Source organism: Terrabacter sp. AAH1 (assembly GCF_054456855.1).
Window position 1 is genome coordinate 233,186 of record NZ_JBTJJV010000004.1, and the last position, 18,656, is coordinate 251,841.

General features: G+C 71.8%; 17 protein-coding genes and 3 pseudogenes. 14 read left to right on the forward strand and 6 right to left on the reverse strand.

Annotated features, from left to right (window positions below; all coding sequences use genetic code 11):
* Positions 1-77: 77 nt before the first annotated feature.
* Entirely contained in the window at positions 78-1,205 is a 1,128-nt protein-coding gene (locus ACXR8F_RS09085) for a PrpF domain-containing protein (RefSeq protein WP_458799853.1), read from the reverse strand.
* Positions 1,206-1,465: 260 nt separating this feature from the next.
* Here ACXR8F_RS09085 and ACXR8F_RS09090 point away from each other — a divergent pair, with 260 nt between their 5' ends.
* Positions 1,466-2,404: a LysR family transcriptional regulator gene (locus tag ACXR8F_RS09090; RefSeq protein ID WP_045192475.1), complete on the forward strand. Its 939-nt coding sequence runs from the start codon at positions 1,466-1,468 to the stop codon at positions 2,402-2,404.
* Between the two features lie 32 nt (positions 2,405-2,436).
* Here ACXR8F_RS09090 and ACXR8F_RS09095 read toward each other — a convergent pair whose 3' ends face one another.
* Positions 2,437-2,847, reverse strand: coding sequence for a nitroreductase/quinone reductase family protein (locus tag ACXR8F_RS09095; RefSeq protein WP_052677432.1), 411 nt, complete (start codon positions 2,845-2,847; stop codon positions 2,437-2,439).
* 326 nt (positions 2,848-3,173) lie between these two features.
* Here ACXR8F_RS09095 and ACXR8F_RS09100 point away from each other — a divergent pair, with 326 nt between their 5' ends.
* The 4 genes from ACXR8F_RS09100 (at position 3,174) to ACXR8F_RS09115 (ending at position 6,623) form a co-directional block, all read left to right on the forward strand.
* The gene (locus ACXR8F_RS09100) at positions 3,174-4,526 is read left to right on the forward strand and encodes an MFS transporter (RefSeq protein ID WP_458799856.1); all 1,353 of its coding nucleotides are present in this window, start codon (positions 3,174-3,176) and stop codon (positions 4,524-4,526) included.
* Between the two features lie 118 nt (positions 4,527-4,644).
* The gene (locus ACXR8F_RS09105) at positions 4,645-5,286 is read left to right on the forward strand and encodes a hemerythrin domain-containing protein (RefSeq protein WP_458799858.1); all 642 of its coding nucleotides are present in this window, start codon (positions 4,645-4,647) and stop codon (positions 5,284-5,286) included.
* A gap of 82 nt (positions 5,287-5,368) precedes the next feature.
* Positions 5,369-6,055 carry an N-acyl homoserine lactonase family protein gene (locus ACXR8F_RS09110; RefSeq protein ID WP_045192401.1) on the forward strand — a complete coding sequence of 229 codons (687 nt, stop codon included), beginning with the start codon at positions 5,369-5,371 and terminating at the stop codon, positions 6,053-6,055.
* A 4-nt stretch (positions 6,056-6,059) separates the two neighbouring features.
* Entirely contained in the window at positions 6,060-6,623 is a 564-nt protein-coding gene (locus ACXR8F_RS09115) for a dihydrofolate reductase family protein (protein WP_458799860.1), read from the forward strand.
* Between the two features lie 20 nt (positions 6,624-6,643).
* Here ACXR8F_RS09115 and ACXR8F_RS09120 read toward each other — a convergent pair whose 3' ends face one another.
* Positions 6,644-8,542 carry a potassium transporter Kup gene (locus ACXR8F_RS09120; RefSeq protein ID WP_045192402.1) on the reverse strand — a complete coding sequence of 633 codons (1,899 nt, stop codon included), beginning with the start codon at positions 8,540-8,542 and terminating at the stop codon, positions 6,644-6,646.
* Positions 8,543-8,728: 186 nt separating this feature from the next.
* Between ACXR8F_RS09120 and ACXR8F_RS09125 the strand changes: the two genes are divergently transcribed.
* Positions 8,729-9,562 (forward strand): DUF4118 domain-containing protein, encoded by an 834-nt coding sequence (locus tag ACXR8F_RS09125; protein WP_458799862.1) that lies wholly within the window; start codon positions 8,729-8,731, stop codon positions 9,560-9,562.
* Here the strand turns inward: ACXR8F_RS09125 and ACXR8F_RS09130 are convergent.
* Positions 9,498-10,076 carry a hypothetical protein gene (locus ACXR8F_RS09130; RefSeq protein WP_458799864.1) on the reverse strand — a complete coding sequence of 193 codons (579 nt, stop codon included), beginning with the start codon at positions 10,074-10,076 and terminating at the stop codon, positions 9,498-9,500. The genes ACXR8F_RS09125 and ACXR8F_RS09130 overlap by 65 nt on opposite strands.
* A 65-nt stretch (positions 10,077-10,141) precedes the next feature.
* The gene (locus ACXR8F_RS09135) at positions 10,142-11,020 is read right to left on the reverse strand and encodes an endonuclease/exonuclease/phosphatase family protein (protein ID WP_458799866.1); all 879 of its coding nucleotides are present in this window, start codon (positions 11,018-11,020) and stop codon (positions 10,142-10,144) included.
* A gap of 128 nt (positions 11,021-11,148) precedes the next feature.
* Between ACXR8F_RS09135 and ACXR8F_RS09140 the strand changes: the two genes are divergently transcribed.
* The 5 genes and pseudogenes from ACXR8F_RS09140 to ACXR8F_RS09160 all read left to right on the forward strand — a co-directional run bounded on the left by ACXR8F_RS09140 (position 11,149) and on the right by ACXR8F_RS09160 (position 14,239).
* Positions 11,149-12,039: an alkaline phosphatase family protein gene (locus ACXR8F_RS09140; RefSeq protein WP_458799867.1), complete on the forward strand. Its 891-nt coding sequence runs from the start codon at positions 11,149-11,151 to the stop codon at positions 12,037-12,039.
* A 32-nt stretch (positions 12,040-12,071) separates the two neighbouring features.
* Positions 12,072-12,380: pseudogene (locus ACXR8F_RS09145) on the forward strand (amidohydrolase family protein); the annotation flags it as partial.
* A gap of 53 nt (positions 12,381-12,433) precedes the next feature.
* Positions 12,434-13,090: pseudogene (locus tag ACXR8F_RS09150) on the forward strand (amidohydrolase family protein); the annotation flags it as partial.
* Positions 13,075-13,755: an alpha/beta fold hydrolase gene (locus ACXR8F_RS09155; RefSeq protein WP_458799869.1), complete on the forward strand. Its 681-nt coding sequence runs from the start codon at positions 13,075-13,077 to the stop codon at positions 13,753-13,755. The pseudogene ACXR8F_RS09150 and the gene ACXR8F_RS09155, both read left to right, overlap by 16 nt.
* A 10-nt stretch (positions 13,756-13,765) precedes the next feature.
* Positions 13,766-14,239 (forward strand): pyridoxamine 5'-phosphate oxidase family protein, encoded by a 474-nt coding sequence (locus tag ACXR8F_RS09160; RefSeq protein ID WP_458799870.1) that lies wholly within the window; start codon positions 13,766-13,768, stop codon positions 14,237-14,239.
* A 243-nt stretch (positions 14,240-14,482) separates the two neighbouring features.
* Here ACXR8F_RS09160 and ACXR8F_RS09165 read toward each other — a convergent pair whose 3' ends face one another.
* Positions 14,483-16,912, reverse strand: coding sequence for an ATP-binding protein (locus ACXR8F_RS09165; protein ID WP_458799872.1), 2,430 nt, complete (start codon positions 16,910-16,912; stop codon positions 14,483-14,485).
* A gap of 138 nt (positions 16,913-17,050) precedes the next feature.
* Between ACXR8F_RS09165 and ACXR8F_RS09170 the strand changes: the two genes are divergently transcribed.
* The 3 genes and pseudogenes from ACXR8F_RS09170 (at position 17,051) to ACXR8F_RS09180 (ending at position 18,535) form a co-directional block, all read left to right on the forward strand.
* Positions 17,051-17,467: a hypothetical protein gene (locus ACXR8F_RS09170; RefSeq protein WP_458799874.1), complete on the forward strand. Its 417-nt coding sequence runs from the start codon at positions 17,051-17,053 to the stop codon at positions 17,465-17,467.
* A gap of 265 nt (positions 17,468-17,732) precedes the next feature.
* Positions 17,733-18,050, forward strand: a pseudogene (locus ACXR8F_RS09175) (PIG-L deacetylase family protein); the annotation flags it as partial.
* A gap of 152 nt (positions 18,051-18,202) precedes the next feature.
* Positions 18,203-18,535, forward strand: coding sequence for a hypothetical protein (locus ACXR8F_RS09180; RefSeq protein WP_458800042.1), 333 nt, complete (start codon positions 18,203-18,205; stop codon positions 18,533-18,535).
* The last annotated feature ends 121 nt before the right edge of the window (positions 18,536-18,656 follow it).

The window sequence follows — 18,656 nt, forward strand, 5'->3', positions numbered from 1 at the left end:
GGAATGGTCTGCGGCCTGCTTTCGGGCCGTCGGTGCGTTTCTGTCGGTGTGCTGACTGCGCTCGCGCGGGCTTCTCGTCAGGCGATGGCGCGCGGTCGCTCGGGCGTGGCCGAGGCCACCGCGGGCAGCTCGATGGACCCCTCGACGAGGCGGCGGTAGGTGCGGACGGCGGCGACGACCGGCTCGCCCTGCTCGTGCGAGTACGTGGTGGTGACGAGACCGGCCGGCGTCAGCATCGAGAAGCCGTCGACCGGGTCGGATGCGTCGGGCAGCAGCCCGGACACCACGGTCCCGGTCTCGCGGGCAGCGAGCGTCAGGGCGACGCTGCCGGTGATCGGGAGGGCGGGGTGGACCCGCCCCATCGACAGCATCCGGACCACGAGGTCGGCGCCGGCCTCCCGCTCGCCGGCATCCGGAGCCGCCACGAGGGCCAGCTTCGGGACGGCACGTTCGGCCGCTTCGGGAGACTCGGCGAGTCCCATGGCGACCGCGCCTGCTCGACGGACCGCGTCCAGCGTGGCGAGCAGGTCGGGGCGGGCATCGAGCTGGGCCGGTGTCTCGCGGGCGGTGATCCCGAGGTCCGTCGCTCGCACGACGACGACGGGGGCGCCGGCGTCGACGAGGCTGGCCGTGACGCGTACGTCAGCGGCCACGAGCGTGTCGGCGGGGGACCCCGTCGGGAAGAGCGCGCCGGTGCTGCGGCCGGCCGGGGAGACGAACCCGAGGTCGACCCGCGGGCCGGGGCCGGCGACACCGGGGATCGTCGTGGTCGGTGTCTCGTCGAGCACGCCGTCACGGGTGGGGACGTCCTGCACCATCACCTGGCCGGTGTTCGTGTTGAGCACCCTGACGCGGGTGGTCGTGCCGGTCGGGGTGACCCAGCCCTGCCGCAGCGCGAAGGGGGCGACGACGGCCGAGCAGTTGCCGCAGTTGCTGCCCCAGTCGACCTTCGCCTCGTCGATGCCGACCTGGGCGAAGGTGTACTCCACGTCGATGCCGGGACGGTGCGACGGGCTGAGGATGACGGCCTTGCTCGTGGTCGAGGTCGCACCACCCACGCCGTCGAGCTGTCGGGGGTCCGGGCTGCCGAAGAGGCCGAGGAGCGTGGCGTCGAGGGTGCGGCCGGGAACGTCGAGGTCGGCGCGCCGGAAGACCCAGCACTTGCTGGTGCCCCCGCGCATCCAGGTGGCCGGTACGGCGCTCATGGTCACTCTCCAGGTGAGGTCGGTGTCTGACCGTTCCCAGAGTGGAGACGTCGGAGATGTAGCACCAGCACGTATTTCTGAAAGGGGATGTAGCAGGGGTTAAGCCATCTGGCAGAATGGTCCGCCAAACCCGGTTGGGCTGCCGGCTGCTCGTCGTCGCGTTGCGCCGATGACGTTGCGGCCCAATGACGGTAGGCATGTGTAGGGCGTGTTCGACACACTTAAGGCTCGTGTAGCAGCTCTTGAAGGAGATGATCGTCGTGCTGGACATCCGACGGCTCGAGGTGCTGCTCAAGGTCGTGGAGCAGGGGTCCGTCACCGCTGCGGCGGAGGCCATGACGTACACCCCCTCCGCCGTGTCGCAGCAGCTGCGCCGCCTCGAGCTCGAGGTCGGCATGCCGCTGCTCCAGCGCCACGCCCGCGGGATGGTGCCCACCGAGGCGGGCCACGTGCTCGCCGTGCACGCGCGCAAGGTCTTCCGGCAGATGGCCGCGGCGGAGAGCGACCTGCGTGACATCGCCGGGCTCCGCCGCGGCAGCCTCGAGCTCGGCACCTTCCCCACCGTGGGCAGCAGCTTCCTGCCGCTGGCCGTCAAGCGCTTCCGTCAGCTCTACCCGTCGATCCAGCTCCACATCCGCAGCGCTCGCGAGGCCGAGCTCATCGAGATGCTCGAGGAGGGGAGCGTCGGCCTCTCGATGCTGTGGGACTACGAGTGGGGGCGCATCCAGTCCGACCAGCTCTCGCTCACGACGCTCTTCACCGACCCCACGGTGCTCGTGGTGGCCGCGGACCACCCGCTCGCCCGGCGGCGCCAGGTGTCGATGGAGGCGCTCGCCGACGAGCCCTGGATCATCCGGTCGAACGACCACCCCGTCGTCGAGGTGCTCGGTCGCAGCGCCCTGGCCGCCGGGTTCGAGCCGCAGATCGCCTTCCAGGCCAACGACTACCAGGAGGCCCAGGCCATGGTGAGCGTGGGGCTGGGGGTGGCGCTCGCACCGCGCACCGCGGTGGTGAACAAGCACCCCAACGTACGCATCGTGTCGCTCGGTGACACGGCTCCCCACCGTCGGGTCCTGGTCGCGCATCGGCTCGACCGGGTGCGAGCGGCGACCGAGATGGCCTTCCAGCAGGTGCTCTCCGACATCTCGGCCGGCTACGACCCCGACACGGGCCGGGTGCTCGACGAGCCGGGCTCCTGAAGGGTCCGGCGTCGTCCTCCTGGCGGCGACCGTCAGCCGAGGGTGTCGCCGTCGGAGGCGCTGTCGACGGTGAGGACGATGAGCGGGCTGTGCTGGAGCATCTCCGGCACGTCGGTGCGACGCCAGCGCCGGGCGGCCGCTTCGATGAACGGGCGTCGCTCCTCGGGGTCGGTGAGCACCCGCGCGACCGCGGGCACGTCGGCGGCAACGGTCTGCTTGAGGTGGATCACGACGTGCGGGTCGGCCGCGATGTTGTGGATCCAGTCCCGCGTGCGGTCGGCACGCGGCATACCGGTGATGAACAGCTGGCCGTCGTCGTGGTGCAGGAAGATCTCGATGCGACGCTTCCGGCCGGTGCGCCGACCCGTGGTCGTCAGGTCGATGATCTGGCTGTGGAGCAACGCCGCTCGGGTGGACTCGCTCAGCGGGCTGTCGGGGTCCATGGCCTGATCCTCTCGACGGAACCGACCCGGCAACTCTAGGCGAGTCGCACGTCCCCGCACAGAAGCGGGACAGGTCCGGGCCACGGGAGGTTCAATGGGTTGTGGCCCGTCACCGGTCGAGGCGGTTCGCCTACTACGTGCCTCTCATCATCGCGCTGGCTCTGATCACTGCCGCGCTCATCGTCACTGCCGACCTGGCGCACCGGCTGGCGGACGCCCTCTACACGTGGACACGGTCCTAGCCTGCCCGGAGCGACCACGCGTGACCCCGGGACAAAACGGGAAATTGTCATGACAAGGGCGGTCAGGATGTGGAGAATCTCCGGGTGATTCTCGACGCCGTCCTCCGCCACGCGCGCCCCCCGTCGCCTCTCGCCGGGCGCCTGTCGGTGCAGTCGCTGCTCTTCGCCCTCGGTGAGGGCACCTTCATGACGGGCTCCGCCGTCTTCTTCACCCAGATCGTCGGGCTGTCCGCGGCCCAGGTCGGCCTCGGTCTCACGTTCGCGGGGATCGCCGCGTTCCTCGCGGCACTGCCGATGGGCAAGCTCGTCGACCGCTTCGGCCCGAAGCGGATGTGGGCCGTCAGCGCGGCCGGCCAGGCGGCGATGTTCGCGCTGTGGCCGCTCATCGAGGGCTTCCAGGGCTACGTGGCGATGGCCGTCGGGATGGAGGTCATCGGCGCTCTCGGCGGGGCGGCATACGGCGCGTACACGATCGACGTGCTGCCGGCGGACGAGCGCGTCAAGTCACGCGCGTACATGTACTCCGCGCTCAACGTCGGCTTCACCCTCGGCTCGATGCTCGGCGGCATCGCCCTCGCGTTCCACTCGAACGACGTGCTGCACGCGCTCCCGTGGTTCACCTCGATCGCGTTCCTCGTCAACGCCGCCGCGATCACCCGCCTGCCCAAGGCCGCTCACGACGAGCGCACTCCCGAGGACCGGAGGACGAAGATCCCGGGGCCCGGCCCGCTGCGCAACCCGGGCTGGCTGCTCACGACCTTCTTCGGCGGCGTGTTCTGGACCAACCAGGTGCTGCTCAACGTCGTCATCCCGCTGTGGCTCGTCGAGAAGACCGACGCGCCGCGGGTGCTGCTGGCGTTCCTCTTCGGCACGAACACCGTCATGTGCATCTTCCTGCCGATGGTCACCTCGCGCGGCGTCAAGGACGTGCCGACGGCGCTCAGGGCGGTCCGGCTGTCCTCCGTGTTCTTCGTCGTGTCGTGCATCATCACGCTGGCCACGCACGACACCGTCGGCTGGGTGACCATCGCCCTGGTGTGGCTCGGACACGTGACGGTCACCGGGGCCGAGCTGTACCTGTCGGCAGCGAGCTGGTCGTTCGAGGCCGAGCTCATGGACCCCCGCCAGCGGGGTGCGTACCAGGGCGCCGCCGAGCTGAGCGGCACGCTGGGCCGGGTCTGGGCTCCGGCGCTCTACACGTTCCTCGCGATGAACTGGGGCGCCGGCGGCTGGCTCCTCATCGCCGGCATCATCGTGGTCGCCACCATCGGCATCCACCCGTCGACACGGCTGGCCAAGCGCTTCCTCGAGCGCCACGTGCCGGCGGACGTGCTCGACGAGGCGAGGGCCTCGGCGCCCGAACCCGACGAGGCGGTCCCGGCCCCCTCACTCCTGCCGACCGACACACCGGTGCCCGACCCCGATCCGATCCGCTGACGGAGGCGGCCCCCACGGGTCGGCCTCGGGGGTCCCGCGCGCAGGGCCGCGCGCAAGGCGTTGGGGAGTACGCCGATTCCGGCCCGCGCCGCGCGTGCGCGTGGCTATCGTCTCGGCCATGACAGGCCCCATGACGATGAACCGTGTCATCCACGCCGCCGTCCGGCGCGACCTCGACCGTCTCGCGTCCGCTCTCGCCTCCGTGCGCGACGGCGACCGGGCGCGGGCCCGGCAGCTGCGGGCGGCATACGCCAACCTCCACGACCAGCTCAAGCACCACCACGAGGGGGAGGACACGCACGTCTTCCCGTTCCTCGCCAAGGTGGAGGGCGCCACGGAGCTGGTGGAGGTGATGGAGGCCGAGCACCACGCGATGGCCGACGCGCTGGCCGGAGCCCGCACCGCGATCGACACGTATGCCGCGACCGCGACGAGCGGTGACGCCCACGCGGCCAAGGACGCCATCGTCGCGGCACACGACGTCGTGGAGCGGCACCTGCACCACGAGGAGGACGAGCTCGAGCCGCTCATGCTGCCGCACATGGAGACTCCCGAGTGGAAGGTCGTGGAGAAGAAGCTCCGCCCGACGTCGATCACGGAGTCGGGGCGGTTCATGGCCTGGGTCCAGGACGGCATGGGTGAGCGAGAGCGCACCTACCTCCGGTCGACCATCCCGGTCCCGGTGACCTTCCTGCTCAGCAGGCTGGCCGGCAGGTCGTACCACCGCGACGTCGCGCCCACCTGGCAGTCCACCACCTGAGCGTTCCCCTGTCGTTCGACCCGACCGAGCGACTTCACGCCCAAAGCCGCCGCCGGCGCGCGGACTGGCCCAGACTCTCCACATGGCCGAACCACGGATCGAGAAGGACGACGCGCCCCGAGGCGGGCGCCCGTCGGCGACGGTGACCCCCGTGCTCGTCGCGGAGCTGCTCGCTGACGGCGAACGCATGCCGGTCTACGTGCACGTCGTCGACCATCCCGACGGGCGCGTGCTCGTCGACACCGGCATGACGCAGCTGCATCCCGCGGTGGACGACATGGACCCCCGCCTGATCCCCCGGAGCGAGCAGGACGGCCTCGACCCGGACGAGGTCGACGTCGTCGTCAACACCCACCTGCACTTCGACCACTGCGGCGGCAACCACCTGTTCGCAGGCAAGCCCGTCTACGTCCAACGGGCCGAGCTGGACGACGCCCGAACGCTCGACGACTACACGATCCGCGAGTGGGTCGAGGCGCCCGGCGTCGACTACGTGCCCGTCGACGGAACGCACGAGCTGATGCCGGGCGTCAGGCTCGTGCCCACGCCCGGCCACACGCGGGGCTCGCAGGTGGTCGTCGTCGAGACCGGCGCGCGCACGGTCGTCATCGCGGGCGACACCGCCGTCTTCCACGACGAGCTCGACAACCCCCGCACCGAGGGCCAGCGACTCGTCCGCGCCCTCGCACCCGACGAGGTCTGGCTCTCGCACGAGCACGAGCCGTGGCGCCCCGCGGGCAGCGACGAGCCCTCTCCGGCGGGTGGCTGACAGCATGCGGAAGCTGGCCTTCGCCATGAACGTGAGCCTGGACGGCTACGTCGCCGCCCCGGGCGACGACCTCGGCTGGAGCGTGCCGAGCGACGAGCTGTTCCAGTGGTGGTCGGACCGGGTGGGCTCCACCGGACTCGCGCTCTACGGGCGCAGGCTGTGGGAGACGATGAGCGCGCACTGGCCGATGGCGGGCGAGCAGCCCGGCGCCCCGCCGGCGCACGTCGAGTACGCGCGTCGCTGGCGTGACATGCCGAAGGTCGTCTTCTCCTCGGGCAACCCGGCTGTCGCGTGGAACGCGCGCCTCGTCACCGGTGACGCCGTCACCGAGATCGCCCGGCTGAAGGGCGAGGACGGCGGTCGCATGGACGTGACCGGCGCCACCCTCGCCGCAGCCGCCATCAGGGCCGGGCTGGTCGACGAGTACGTGCTCGTCACCCACCCCGTGCTGGTCGGCGGCGGCACACCGTTCTTCACGACTCTGGAGAGCTGGGTGAACCTCGACCTCGTCGAGACCAGGTCGTTCCCCGACGGCGTGCTCCTCACGAGGTACGCGACCAGGCGCTGACCTCCTGTGTCGGACGCCGGCTACAGGACGACGGCGGCGCCCATGGCGACGGTGCGGTCCTCGGGGAGCCGGAAGTACTCGGTGGGGGAGGCGGCGTTGTGCGCGAGGCCGACGAAGAGCCGCTTGCGCCACGTGCCCATCTCCTCGCCGGGTCCGCGCTGCACGGTGATGCGGGACAGGAAGTAGTAGGCGCTGTCGGGGTCGACGTCGATGATCTCGAGGTCGCGAGCGAGGGCGAGGGCGCGTGGCACGTCCTGGTCCTCCTGGAAGCCGAAGTTCAGCGTCAGGTGGGTGATGGCGTCGTAGGGGTCGCCGAGGTGGTCGAGGACGACCCGGTCCTCGTCGTCGACGAAGGGGACGTTGAGGGAGGCGGTGCTGACGATGAGGACGTTCTCGTGGATGACGTGGTTGAACGTCGCGTTCTCGCGCAGCGCGAGCGGGGTCGAGTCCTTGCCGGGGTGGAGGAAGACGGCGGTGCCCGGGACCTTCGCCACCGGGTCGTGGTGGAGCCAGTCGATGAACGGCTCGAGGGGGCCTTCCATCGAGGTGCGGCGCTCGGTGACGAGGGTCCGTCCGCGCTGCCACGTGAGCATGACGGTGGCGACGATCGTCGCGATGAGGACGGGCAGCCAGCCGCCGTGGAAGAGCTTGGTGACGTTGGCGCCGAAGTAGGTCAGCTCGAGCCCCACGAGGGGGATGCCCAGCAGGAGCAGCTGCCAGCGGTTCCAGCGCCAGTGGGCTTCGGCGTACATGAGGAAGAGCGTCGTCGTGATGAGGAACGTCCCCGTCACCGCGAGGCCGTATGCCGTCGCGAGCCGCTCCGAGGACTGGAACGTGACGAGCAGCAGGATGACGCCGACGAAGAGGGTCCAGTTGATGGCGGGCACGTAGATCTGCCCGCGCTCGTGGCTGGAGGTGTGGCGCACGGTGAGGCGCGGGAGGTAGCCGAGCCGCTCGGCCTGGCGTGACACCGAGTAGGCGCCGGAGATGACGGCCTGCGACGCGATGACGGTGGCGAGGGTCGCGAGCACGACGAGCGGGAGCCTGAGGGCGTCGGGCGCGAGGCGGAAGAAGGGGTTGGCGGCGGCGGCCGGGTCCCGCAGGATGAGGGCGCCCTGCCCGAGGTAGTTCAGCGTCAGGGCGGGGAAGACGACGACGAACCACGCGCGGCGGATCGGCTGGCGGCCGAAGTGGCCCATGTCGGCGTAGAGCGCCTCGGCCCCGGTGATGGACAGCACGACCGCACCCATGGCGACGAAGGCGATGACCGGGCGGTCGACGACGAAGAGCAGCCCGTAGTGGGGCGAGAGCCCGGTGATGATCGCGGGGTCGCGGACGACCTGGCCGAGACCCAGGACCGCCAGCACGAGGAACCAGAGGGCCATGACGGGGCCGAAGAACCGGCCGACGAGCTGGGTGCCGAGGCGCTGTCCCGCGAAGAGGGCGGTGATGATGACCGCGCCGATCGGGACGACGAGGTGGGCGAGCGAGGGCGTCGAGACCGACAGGCCCTCGATCGCAGACATGACGGAGATGGCCGGCGTGATGACGCTGTCCCCGTAGAAGAGGGACGCGCCCAGCACACCGAGCAGCATCACCAGTCCGAAGCGCTTGCCGCCGGGGCGCACTGCGGTTCGTGCGAGCGCGGCGAGCGCCATGACGCCGCCCTCGCCGTCGTTGTCCGCACGGAGGATGAAGGCGACGTACTTGACCGAGACGACCACGGTGATCGACCAGAACACGAGCGAGATCACGCCGTAGACGTCGCCGGGGGTGGCGGCGACGGTGTTGTGGTCGATGGAGAAGACGGTCTGCAGGGCGTAGAGCGGTGAGGTGCCGATGTCGCCGAAGACGACGCCCAGAGCCCCGAGCGCGAGCCCGACGACGCCGTTGCGTGAGCGGTCCGATTCGTGTGCCACGAACCGACATCCTCCCAGCGGTTGCCGGTTGGCACCGGCTCGAGAGGTGAGGTCAGGCGTCAAGATCGCGTCAAGATCCGCCGTGCCGGGAGCCGTCCGGGGCGAGCCGTCAGGATGCCGTCAAGATCGCGTCAGGATGGCGACGTCGGGTGCCGCGACGCGGCAGTTCGGGTGTGCGCTGGGAGCATGAACAGCAAGGTCATCGCCCCGCGGGGAGCCCTGGTCAGATGGGGGGCGCTGCTGCTGCCCTTCGGGGTCGCGGCGCTGCTCTCGACCGTGCGCGACGCCGTCCGGGGCAGCACTGCCGCGTTGGTGCTCGTCGTGGTGGTCGTGGCCGCCTCTGCCTTCGGCGACCGGCTGGCCGGCATCGTCTCGGCCGCGTCCGCAGCACTGGGCTTCGACTTCTTCCTCGTCGAGCCCTACCACTCGCTGTCGATCAGCAGCAGCGACGACGTCGAGCTCGCGCTCGCACTCCTGACGGTCGGGGTGGCCGTGACCGAGATCGCGTCGTGGGCTCGGCGGCAGAAGGCCACTGCGCAGGTACGCGAGGGGTACCTCCGCGGGTTGGCCGCGCTTCTCGACCTGCCTGATTCGTCGACCGCCGACCAGACGGCGCGGACCATCGGGGCGGCCATCACGCAGGCCCTCGGAGCCGACCGCGCCGCGTGGGTCGCCGGCCACCCGGCGTGGAACGACGCGGTCGTCACCCTCGACGGGCGGATCCGGCTCGGCGGGCGCATGCTGCCGGCCGGGAGCACCTCGCTGCCCACCGACGCGTTCACCGCGCTGCCGGTGAGCGCCCACGGACGGCTGGTGGGCCACTTCCGGGTCGTGTCGTCCACGCACGTCGTGCGCCCGACGGCGGAGCAGCTGCGGGTGGCGCTCCTGCTCGCTGACCGCATGGCTGCGGCCTGGCAGGTGGAGGCGCGCCCCGCCGCGGCGAGCCCACCAGAGCTCAGGGAGCCCGCTGCAGCAGAAGGTGCACGGTCGTGGGGCCGTCCTGCGCGCCCGGGACGATGACGGCATACCGGGACCAGCGTGGGTCGGTCGGGGCGGGCCCGGCGCACCAGCGTGAGCCGGCGGTCACGGCTGGATGATCCAGTGCCTCGGCGACCGCTTGCGGGATGGCCGGCACAGGACCAGCGCCACCGAGACCGCCCTGACCGCAGAAGTCGACCGCGTCAGCAGCCGAAACCCGGAAGACGAAGAGATAGCTCTCGGCGGAGCCGGTGAACGTCTGCGTCGCGACCCGCCGAACGCCGGCGTGGTCGGGCAGACGCAGGTCTGCTCGCTCGAGCGCGTCGACCGGCCCCGGGATCCCGTGCTCCCCGGCGACGCCGACCGTGTCGCCCGTGCGGGTGCCGGCATACGCGAACCAGCCGTACGAGTCGCTCGTGGAAGGGGCCGTCCCGCCTGCTGAAGGGGTGGCGGCGGGGGGCGTGCCGCATGCTGCCAGCGCGAGCGCCGCGGCGGCCGCCGCAGCCGTGACCGACCACACGGGCCGAGCGGTCACGCGATACCTGGAGTGCCCCATGGAGCCATTGTGGCGGCTGGCGGTTGGGCGCACTTTGTTACGGAGTCTGCTGACTCGGCGGGTGCTCAGCCGCGGGGGAGCGCGACGTCGACCAGCAGGCCCGGGTGGTCGGTGGTGCCCTGCATGTCGATGACCGAGCGAGATCGCACCTCGAGGCCGGGACCGACCACCACGTGCTGGAGGCCCCCGTCGTCGGCGCGCTGGTAGCCGTCGGGCAGGCAGGCGTCCGGGCTGTCCGGGCCGCGAGCCGGCAGGTTGAGGTCTGCGCCGAGGACGAGGGGCGCGAGACCGTCCGGACGACCCAGTCCTGGGAAGACGGTCTTCAGCAGCCGGCCGCACTGCGCCAAGGCGGTCGTCGCGTCGGCGCTCGTGGAGTGCGTCGTGCAGGCAGCGAATCGCCGCGCGGGGACGTCGATGCAGGCCCAGATGCGCTCCTCCGGGTCTCGAGGGCTCTGGACCGGGTTGGCCCCGCCGTAGGTGCGGGAGCCGACCGTCGGGGGAACGACGACGAGGACTCCGTCGCCGAAGTCCTCACCGTTGCGGCAACGGACCGGCGCCCCGGTGTCGCGGTCGTTCACGTGCCCGAAGGCCGACGCGACCGATCCCGTTGCGAGGGTGGTCGACATCGCCCTCTCGAGGACGGCGAGGTCGTCGTGGCAGATCTCGTTGAGGCTGACCAGGTCCGGCCGGTGCTCGTGGATCAGCGCGGCGGCCCGGCTGATGGCGCGTCCGCCGGAGTAGCAGTCGGCGCGCCCGCTGTTGCAGAGGTTCATCTGGAGCACGCGCACCGTGCCGTCGGCCCGGGCGCTCGCGGGCGCGCTCACCGCGGCCGGGTCGCTCGCCGCGCGTCCGGCCTCGCATCCCGCGGCACTGCCGACGGCGAAGGCCGTGAAGCACGCCGCAGCAGCTGCCCACCAAGGGCCGCGGACGAGCCGAACGCGCATACCTAATATCGAACTCCGCCGCCGGCACGACGCGCAATCGACGCGGGCAGGTTCGTCAGCCTCGAAGCTGGTCGCGACCTCCCGGAGGTACGCTGCCCGGCAAGCCGCTTCGGACCGTGGAGGGACGCGTGTCGAACAAGGTGCTCGGGCTGCTGGTAGTCACCGCGATGACGGTGCTGAGCGCCTGCACGGCGGGGGAGCCGTCCGCGCCCGTCACCTTCGCGACGGTGCAGCCGGCGACGGTGACGAAGCTGCTGGTGTTCGTCGTCGAGAACCACTCGCTGGACCAGATGCGCGCGGCGATGCCTTTCACGACGGCGCTGGGGAAGCAGTTCGCCGTCGCGACGAGCTTCCGCGCGGTGACGCACCCCTCGCTGCCGAACTACCTGGCGATGACGGGCGGCAGCACGTTCGGCGTCGCCGACGACGGGCCGCCCTCGCGCCACTCGACCGACCAGCCGTCGGTGTTCGGCCAGGCGCTGGCGCTGGGCAAGACGGCCAGGCTGTACGCCGAGGGGATGCCCGGCACCTGCGCCACGGACAACTCGGGGAGGTATGCCGTCAAGCACAACCCGTGGGCCTACTACCTCAGCGAGCGGTCGGCCTGCGCCCACTACGACGTGCCGGCCGGCGCGCTGGGCAAGGACGCCGCCGCCGGCGAGCTGCCCAACGCCGGCATGGTCGTCCCCGACCTCTGCAACGATGCCCACGACTGCGACCTGTCGGTGGCGGACGAGTGGCTCCGGACCGAGATCGAGGCAGTGATGTCCGGGCCGGACTGGCGCGCAGGGCATCTCGCGCTCGTGGTGACAGCCGACGAGGACGACCGTAGTCAGGACAACCTCGTCCTGACTGCGGTCGCGCACCCGTCCCTGCGTGCTGCCGTCGTCACGACGCCGCTGACGCACTACTCGCTCGCACGTCTCTACAGCGAGGTGCTTGGTGCCCAGCCGCTCGGTGAGGCAGCTGCCGCACCCTCGATGGCCGCGGCATTCGGACTGGATCTCGCCAAGGGTTGAGCTGCCCCTCGTGCGGCAGGGATCATGACTGCATGCGTGCGATCCGCGCGGTGAGCGCCTTCGACGGTGAGCAGTTCCTGCCGGGCGCCACGGTGGTCGTCGACGGCGACCAGATCGTGGGGGTCGAGGCGTACGCGGCGGAGCGGCCCGCCGAGGTGGAGGTCACCGAGTATTCGGGCACCGTCCTGCCCGGCCTCGTCGACGCCCATACCCACCTCGTCGCTGACGCGACGATCGGAGGGCTGGAACGGGCCGGTTCGATGAGCGACGACGCGCTGGACGAGGTCATCCTCTCCTCGCTGCGTTTCCACGCCGCCCACGGCGTGACGACCGTTCGTGACCTGGGTGACGTGGCGTACCCGGCACCGACCAGCTCGGCGCGCAGTTCACCGCTGCCCAGCTCGCGGTGCTCGTCGACGAAGCACACCGCAACGGCCTCTCGCTCCTGGCGCACGCCCACTCCCTCGAGGCGATGGAGAGCGCGGCGGCGGCCGGGGTGGACGGGATCGAGCACTTCAGCGGGCTGTCCGTGGCGTCCGGGTCGCACATCGGTGACGACTTCCTCGACGAGGTGGCGCGTCTGGGCATCTACGTGGACCTGACGATGGGCAACGACCGCAGCTTCCACGCGCTGATGCCCGCACCGCCGCCACCGCTGGCCGAGCTCATGAAACGGTTCGGCGTCAAGGACTTCGACGAGTTCTACGCCTCGCGGATCGGCACCCTGAGCCGGCTGAGGGCACACGGTATACGCGTGGTCACGGGAGTCGACTCCGGGATGGCCCCCGCCAAGCAGCACGGCAACGTGTGGCGCGTCGTCGGCGAGATGGCCGAGGCCGGGTACTCCCCGGCCGAGGCCCTCGCCGCCGGGACGTCTCTCGCCGCCGAAGCCTGTGGGCTGGGCCGCCGCACCGGCCGTCTCGCCCCGGGCCACGCCGCCGACGTGCTCGTCGTCGACGGTGACCTGTCCGAGGACGTGACGGCGCTGAGCCGACCTGTCGAGGTGCTCGTCCGCGGGAGGGCCGTCGAGCCAACATGGACCATGTCCTGATCCCGGGCGCCGGCGGCCGCGCGTGGTACTGGCACCTCGTCGCCGAGCGTCTGACCGCGGCCGGACATCGAGTGATCGCCGTCGAGCTGCCCGCCGACGACGACACGAAAGGCCTGTCGGACTACGCGGATTCCGTTCTCGATGCGGCGGGCACGGCGCGTGGCGTCGTCGTCGTGGCGGCCTCACTCGGGGCCTTCACCGCGCCCTTGGTCGCAGGTCGGCTCGAGGCGAGCGCGCTCGTGCTGGTCAACCCCATGATCCCGCTGCCAGGGGAGACACCGGGTGATTGGTGGGGCAACACCGGCGCCGTCGAGGCGCGCGAGCAGCGCGCGTCCCGGCTGGGACACCCCCTCGAGCTCGACCCTCGCACCTACCTGTTCCACGACGTGCCACCACAGGTGCTCGCGACCGCCAGCCCGAAGGGGGAGCAGTCGCAGCGGCCGTTCCGCGACCCGTGCACGTTCTCCTCCCTGCCGGCCCACCTCACGGTGGTGTCTGCGCGGGATGACCGCTTCTTCCCACTCGAGTTCCAGCAGCAACTCGCCCGGCAGCGGCTGGGGGTCGAGCCAGTGGTCGTTCCCGGCGGCCACCTGGTGGCGTTGAGCCACCCCGACGAGCTCACGGCCGCGGTGCTCGCCGCACCCGTGGCCGGTAGTCCCGTGTGACGATGCTCAGGTGACCGAGAACGCCGCACGCGCGCTGCAGCTGCTGCACGAGAACCAGTACCTCACGCTCGCGACCGCCGACACGAGCGGACGGCCGTGGTCGTCGACGGTCTGGTACGCCGCGTGGCGGCCGTCCCGGTCGGACGACCGCCTCTCGGTGGACTTCATCTGGCTGTCGCGCCCCGAGGCGCAGCACTCGCGGAACCTCCTGCAGCGACCGGAGGTGGGCATCAGCATCTTCGACAGCGCCCAACGCGCCGGCACCGGTGACGGGCTCCAGTTCGCTGCCCGCGCCGAGCCGGTCCCGCCAGCCCTGCTCGACGACGCGGTCGAGGCGTTCTCGGAGGCCTCGCTCGCAGCAGGGGGTGGTGCCTGGAGGCGCGCCCAGGTGGAGGCGCCAGCACTGCCGCGGCTCTACATCGCTCGGCCCGAGTCGGCGTACCTGCTGGGCGGGGGCACGCGGGTCGAGGTGCCTCTCGCCTGAGTCGGTGGCGCTGGGCGCAGGGCTTCCCGAGGGACTGCTCGAGACCCGACTGCTCGGAGACGGGCGAGGCCACTGGGCGATCCATTCGCTGTGGCGAGACCGTGCGGCGCTGGAGGCGATGAGGACGTCCAGCGAGCCCGCGGCTCCCGCGCTGTTTCGACGGTTGGAGTCGGAGCCGACGCTTGCCGTGATGCAGGCGCTGGCCCGAAGTGACTGAGCTGTGGGTCTGTGAGGCCGTCGGCCTCAGGCGGTGCCCCGGTGGTCGCTGCCCGTCTCGTCGCTGCCCTCCGAGTCGCCGCCGATGGCTTCCATGACTGCTTCCAGCGGCGTCAGCCGGCGCCCGCGCTCGACGTGCGACTCGTAGGCGCGCGCCCCCAGCGACTCGCGGGACGCTGCCTCCGCGGTGCCCCGCAGGGCGGGGTCGGGCAGGTAGTAGCCGTAGACGGCCGATCCCACCAGCTCGCGCAGCGCGGTCGAGGCGCCCAGCAGCATCGCGGCGCGGGAGGGCTGTCCCTCGGCGCTCTCCACCACGGCGAGGCTCTCGAGGAAGAAGGAGAGGTTGGCGAGGTCGCCGGTCTCGTCGGAGAGCTCGATGCCCTCCACGAGCAGCTCGCGCGCCTCACCGTGCCGTCCGCGAGCGAGGGCCGCCTGCACGAGGCCGTATAGGGCGACGTACGTGGTCAGCCGGTCGCCGCGTCGGCGTGCCCGAGCCAGTCCCTGCTCGCACCGGTCGACCGCCGCGCGGGGGCGCCCGCAGAGCAGGTGCACGGTCCCGAGCCAGACCTCCGTGAGGCCGAGGATCCAGTCTGCGGAAGGGTCGTCGTGGTCGACGCCGGCGACGACGCGGCGGAAGTGCCCCTCTGCAGCGGCGAGCTGACCGGACGCGAGCGCCGCGAGTCCCTGGCCCGCCTCGCCGTAGGCCGTCCCGAGGCGGTCCTCGGCCGCGACGGCCTGCCGGTGTGCCTCGGCCCAACGATGCGCGCTCGTCGCGACGTCGCCCTGGGCGAACGCCATGGAGGCGGCCGTCAGCGTCGTCCGGATGCGTGTGGGGGCGGTCATCTCGAGGGCCAGGGCCGACTCCGCGAGACGCCGGCCCTGGCGCAGGTGGCCGCGCAGCCACCAGAAGAGCCACAGGTCCCAGCACATCTGCCCGGCGAGCTCACCGTTGCTGGAGGCGATGAGGTGGTCGACGGCGGCGGCGAGGTTGCCGGCGTCGGTCTCGGAGCGGTCCAGCCACTCGACCTGGTCCACGCCCTCGTACGCGGGGGCCGCCTCGTGCGCCCGCCGACGGTAGACGTGGGCGTGACGCTGTCGGGCCTCCCGCTCCTCCTCGGGGCCGAGCAGGGAGGCAGCGTGCTGGTGCACGGGCTCGAGCAGCGTGTGTCGGACGGATCCGTCGGGAAGGGTGTGCACGCGTACCAGCGAGTGCTCCACGAGGCGCTCGAGCAGGTCCAGCACGTCCGGCTGGTCGACGGCCACCTGCCGCACGTCGTCGAGGGCGGCCCCGCCGGTGAAGACGGACAGCCTGCGGTAGAGCAGCTGCTCGGGCGGCTCGAGGAGGCGGTAGCTCCAGTCGAGGGTCGCCTGCATCGTGCGCTGCCGCTCGGGCAGGTCGGTGGGACCCTCGAGGTCCAAGGCCTCGTCCAGGCGCTCGAGCAGGAGCCGCGGCGTCAGCAGCCGGGCGCGGGCCGCCGCCAGCTCGATGGCGAGGGGAAGGCCGGAGAGGCGCCGTGACAGGGCGGCGACGACGGGGCCGTCCTCGCTCCGGCACGCGAACCGCGGGGCGACGGCCCGGGCGCGGTCGAGCAGGAGCCGGCTCGCGGCGGCCGCCTCGACGTCCGCCAGGGAGCTGTCCGCGGCGGGCAGCGCGAGGGGCTGGACGGCATACTCCGTCTCCCCGCGACAGCGCAGCGGGGCGCGGCTCGTGGCGAGCACGCGCAGCTGGGCGCACTCCTCGAGAAGGCGAGCCACGACGGCCCCTGCGCCGCGCAGCTGCTCGAGGTTGTCCAGCACGAGCAACAGGTCTCGGTCCCGCAGCCCCACCAGAACCGTCTCGTCCGAGCCCTCGACCCCGTGCAGCCCGAGCGCGCGACCGATGGCCGGCAGGACGAGTACCTCGTGGTCGACGGACGCCAGGTGCACGACGGCCACCCCGTCGCGGTGGTCGCCGCTCGCAGCTCGCGCGACCGCTGTCGAGAGGCGCGTCTTGCCGACCCCGCCCGGCCCGGTGAGCGTCACCAGCCGCGTACCGGGGGAGCGCAGCAGGTTCAGGACGGCCTCGATGTCGCCGCTCCTGCCGATGAGGGGAGTGAGGTCGGCGGTAGGGGCGGCCCGGGCCGCGAGGGGGCTCGAAGGGCCTGAGCGCCCCGCCGCGGCTGGCTCGGCGGAGGCCACGGCTGTGTGGGTCGAGCCTCGTCGCGGCACGGCGGCCAGGAGGGTTCGACGATCCTCCTCGTCCAGCCCCAGGGCGGACGCCAGCGACCTGACGGTGTGCGGGTAGGGACGCGACCGCAGCCCGCGCTCCAAGGCGCTGATCGCGTGCGAGGTGAGACCCGCGCGATCGGCCAGCTCCTCCTGGGTCCAGCCGGCCGCCTCGCGGAACCGTCGCAGCACGGCGGCGAAGGACTGCGCGCGCGAGGGTGCGCTGCGCTGAGAGTCGTCGAGGGCCGCCACGCCGGGAGTCTAGGTCCCGCACACTGCCCGTACAGTCGGAACTGTCCGAACTGCGTGCGTGGCCCCCTTCGTCGCGAGTCGTCACTCTCGAAGTCGGCACCGTCATCCGTCGGCGCCGTCCATGGGGAGGGAACCATCATGCTGCGCAGGACTGCTGCAACGCTCGCTCTGTCCACGGCCCTCGTGGCCGCCGGTGCCGGCGCCGCGTCGGCCCACGAGTGCTTCATCGCCAACCGTTCGGCCCAGGGCAACGCCGGGGCCAGCCACTCGAGCAACTGGTACACGTTGCAGATCGAGGAGCTCTACCGCACGGGCCACCTGTTCCTGGCCGGCGACCCGCTCACCGAGGCACAGGTGCAGACCGCGCTCGCCATGACGCGGGAGCAGGGGGTTCCCCTCAGCTTCACGGTCTTCGAGCGCTTCACGATCCCGCGGTCGATCGGCGACCTCGAGCAGGTCACCTCGAAGTCGGCCGACGGCAAGGGCGTCGACCACTTCTTCGTCGCCTACGGGGACGCCATCGTCGGGATCTTCATGGCGGCGCGGGCGTCCTGACTGCAGGGGCATCGACCGGGGGATCGGTGCCCTCCACGGCCGGTTGGGGGACCGTTGCCGCACGTGGCCCCAGCCGCACCCAAGCAGCGGGTGCGGCTGGGGCCTCGCTGTATGCCGTCGGGCCGGCTGGTGGCCGCGTCGGGCGTCGTCCTGTCGTGAGCGCCGACGGTCGCCGCTGTTGCTGGCTGCCTGGCCATCGACAGAGCGCCCTGGTTGCGGGCACCATCGCGACGTCACCTCTTGCGGTCGCTACCCGGGAGCATGCATGGGACGCGTGTTCGCTGTCGTCGTCGCCCACCCGGACGACGAAGCCTTCAGCTGGGCGGGGACCGTCGCGCTGCACGCGGCCGATCCCGACTTCAGGTTCGTCCTCATCCATGCCACGCGAGGGGAGGCGGGGGACATCCGGCCGGGGTTCCCCGCGACCCGCGACACGCTGGGCAGCATTCGGCAGGCAGAGAGCGAGGCGGCGTGGCGGGCGGTGGGACGTGTCCCCGACCGGCACGAGTGGCTCGGCCTTCCGGACGGCGGCCTCGCCGACGTGCCCGCCGAAGAGCTGACCGAGCGGATCGGCGGGATCCTCGCCGAGGAGAGGCCGGACGTGGTCGCCGGCTTCGGGCCGGACGGGATCACGGGGCACCCGGAGACCACGTCGCCGTCGGCGCCTGCACCGACGCCGCCTTCGCGAGGCTGGCCCGGACGGGCGGCCCGGGGTTCCGGCGGCTGCTGCACCACGTGCTGCCGCAGTCCGTCTTCAATCGCTGGCAAGAGCAGCGGCGCGACCTCGGCCTGCCGGTCTTCGACCCGTCCCGGGTCTTCCACGGTCGCGGCGTGCCGGACGACCAGATCCATCTCGTCGTCGAGTGTCGGGAGGTGGCGCCCCGGGTCGTCGCCGGCATCCTCGAGCACCGGAGCCAGCTGCACGTCATGGCAGACCAGCCGGTCGACGAGCACCGCCTCGCGCGCATCGTCAGTCGCGAGTGGGCCACTGTGGTCTGGCCGATGACGCCGTGGGGCGAGCAGCCGCTGACCGAGCAGCCGCTGACCGACGTGTTCGAGGGCCTCTGAGCGACGGGAGCTGTCAGCCGTGGGGGCGTGCTCGACGCTTGGCGAGACCCATCCGCACCAAGTAGGCGTGCGTCGGTGGGATCCAGCCGAGCTGCTTGCCCATGCCGAGGTCGTCGCGGTC

What these genes read in the sequence shown, in the direction of transcription:
- ACXR8F_RS09105 (WP_458799858.1), top strand. Translation starts at nt 4,645, where the DNA reads ATGACAGGCCCCATGACGATGAACCGTGTCATCCACGCCGCCGTCCGG.
- ACXR8F_RS09130 (WP_458799864.1), bottom strand. Translation starts at nt 10,076, where the DNA reads ATGGGGCACTCCAGGTATCGCGTGACCGCTCGGCCCGTGTGGTCGGTC.
- ACXR8F_RS09095 (WP_052677432.1), bottom strand. Translation starts at nt 2,847, where the DNA reads ATGGACCCCGACAGCCCGCTGAGCGAGTCCACCCGAGCGGCGTTGCTC.
- ACXR8F_RS09170 (WP_458799874.1), top strand. Translation starts at nt 17,051, where the DNA reads ATGCTGCGCAGGACTGCTGCAACGCTCGCTCTGTCCACGGCCCTCGTG.
- ACXR8F_RS09085 (WP_458799853.1), bottom strand. Translation starts at nt 1,205, where the DNA reads ATGAGCGCCGTACCGGCCACCTGGATGCGCGGGGGCACCAGCAAGTGC.
- ACXR8F_RS09110 (WP_045192401.1), top strand. Translation starts at nt 5,369, where the DNA reads ATGGCCGAACCACGGATCGAGAAGGACGACGCGCCCCGAGGCGGGCGC.
- ACXR8F_RS09135 (WP_458799866.1), bottom strand. Translation starts at nt 11,020, where the DNA reads ATGCGCGTTCGGCTCGTCCGCGGCCCTTGGTGGGCAGCTGCTGCGGCG.
- ACXR8F_RS09155 (WP_458799869.1), top strand. Translation starts at nt 13,075, where the DNA reads ATGGACCATGTCCTGATCCCGGGCGCCGGCGGCCGCGCGTGGTACTGG.
- ACXR8F_RS09125 (WP_458799862.1), top strand. Translation starts at nt 8,729, where the DNA reads ATGAACAGCAAGGTCATCGCCCCGCGGGGAGCCCTGGTCAGATGGGGG.
- ACXR8F_RS09115 (WP_458799860.1), top strand. Translation starts at nt 6,060, where the DNA reads ATGCGGAAGCTGGCCTTCGCCATGAACGTGAGCCTGGACGGCTACGTC.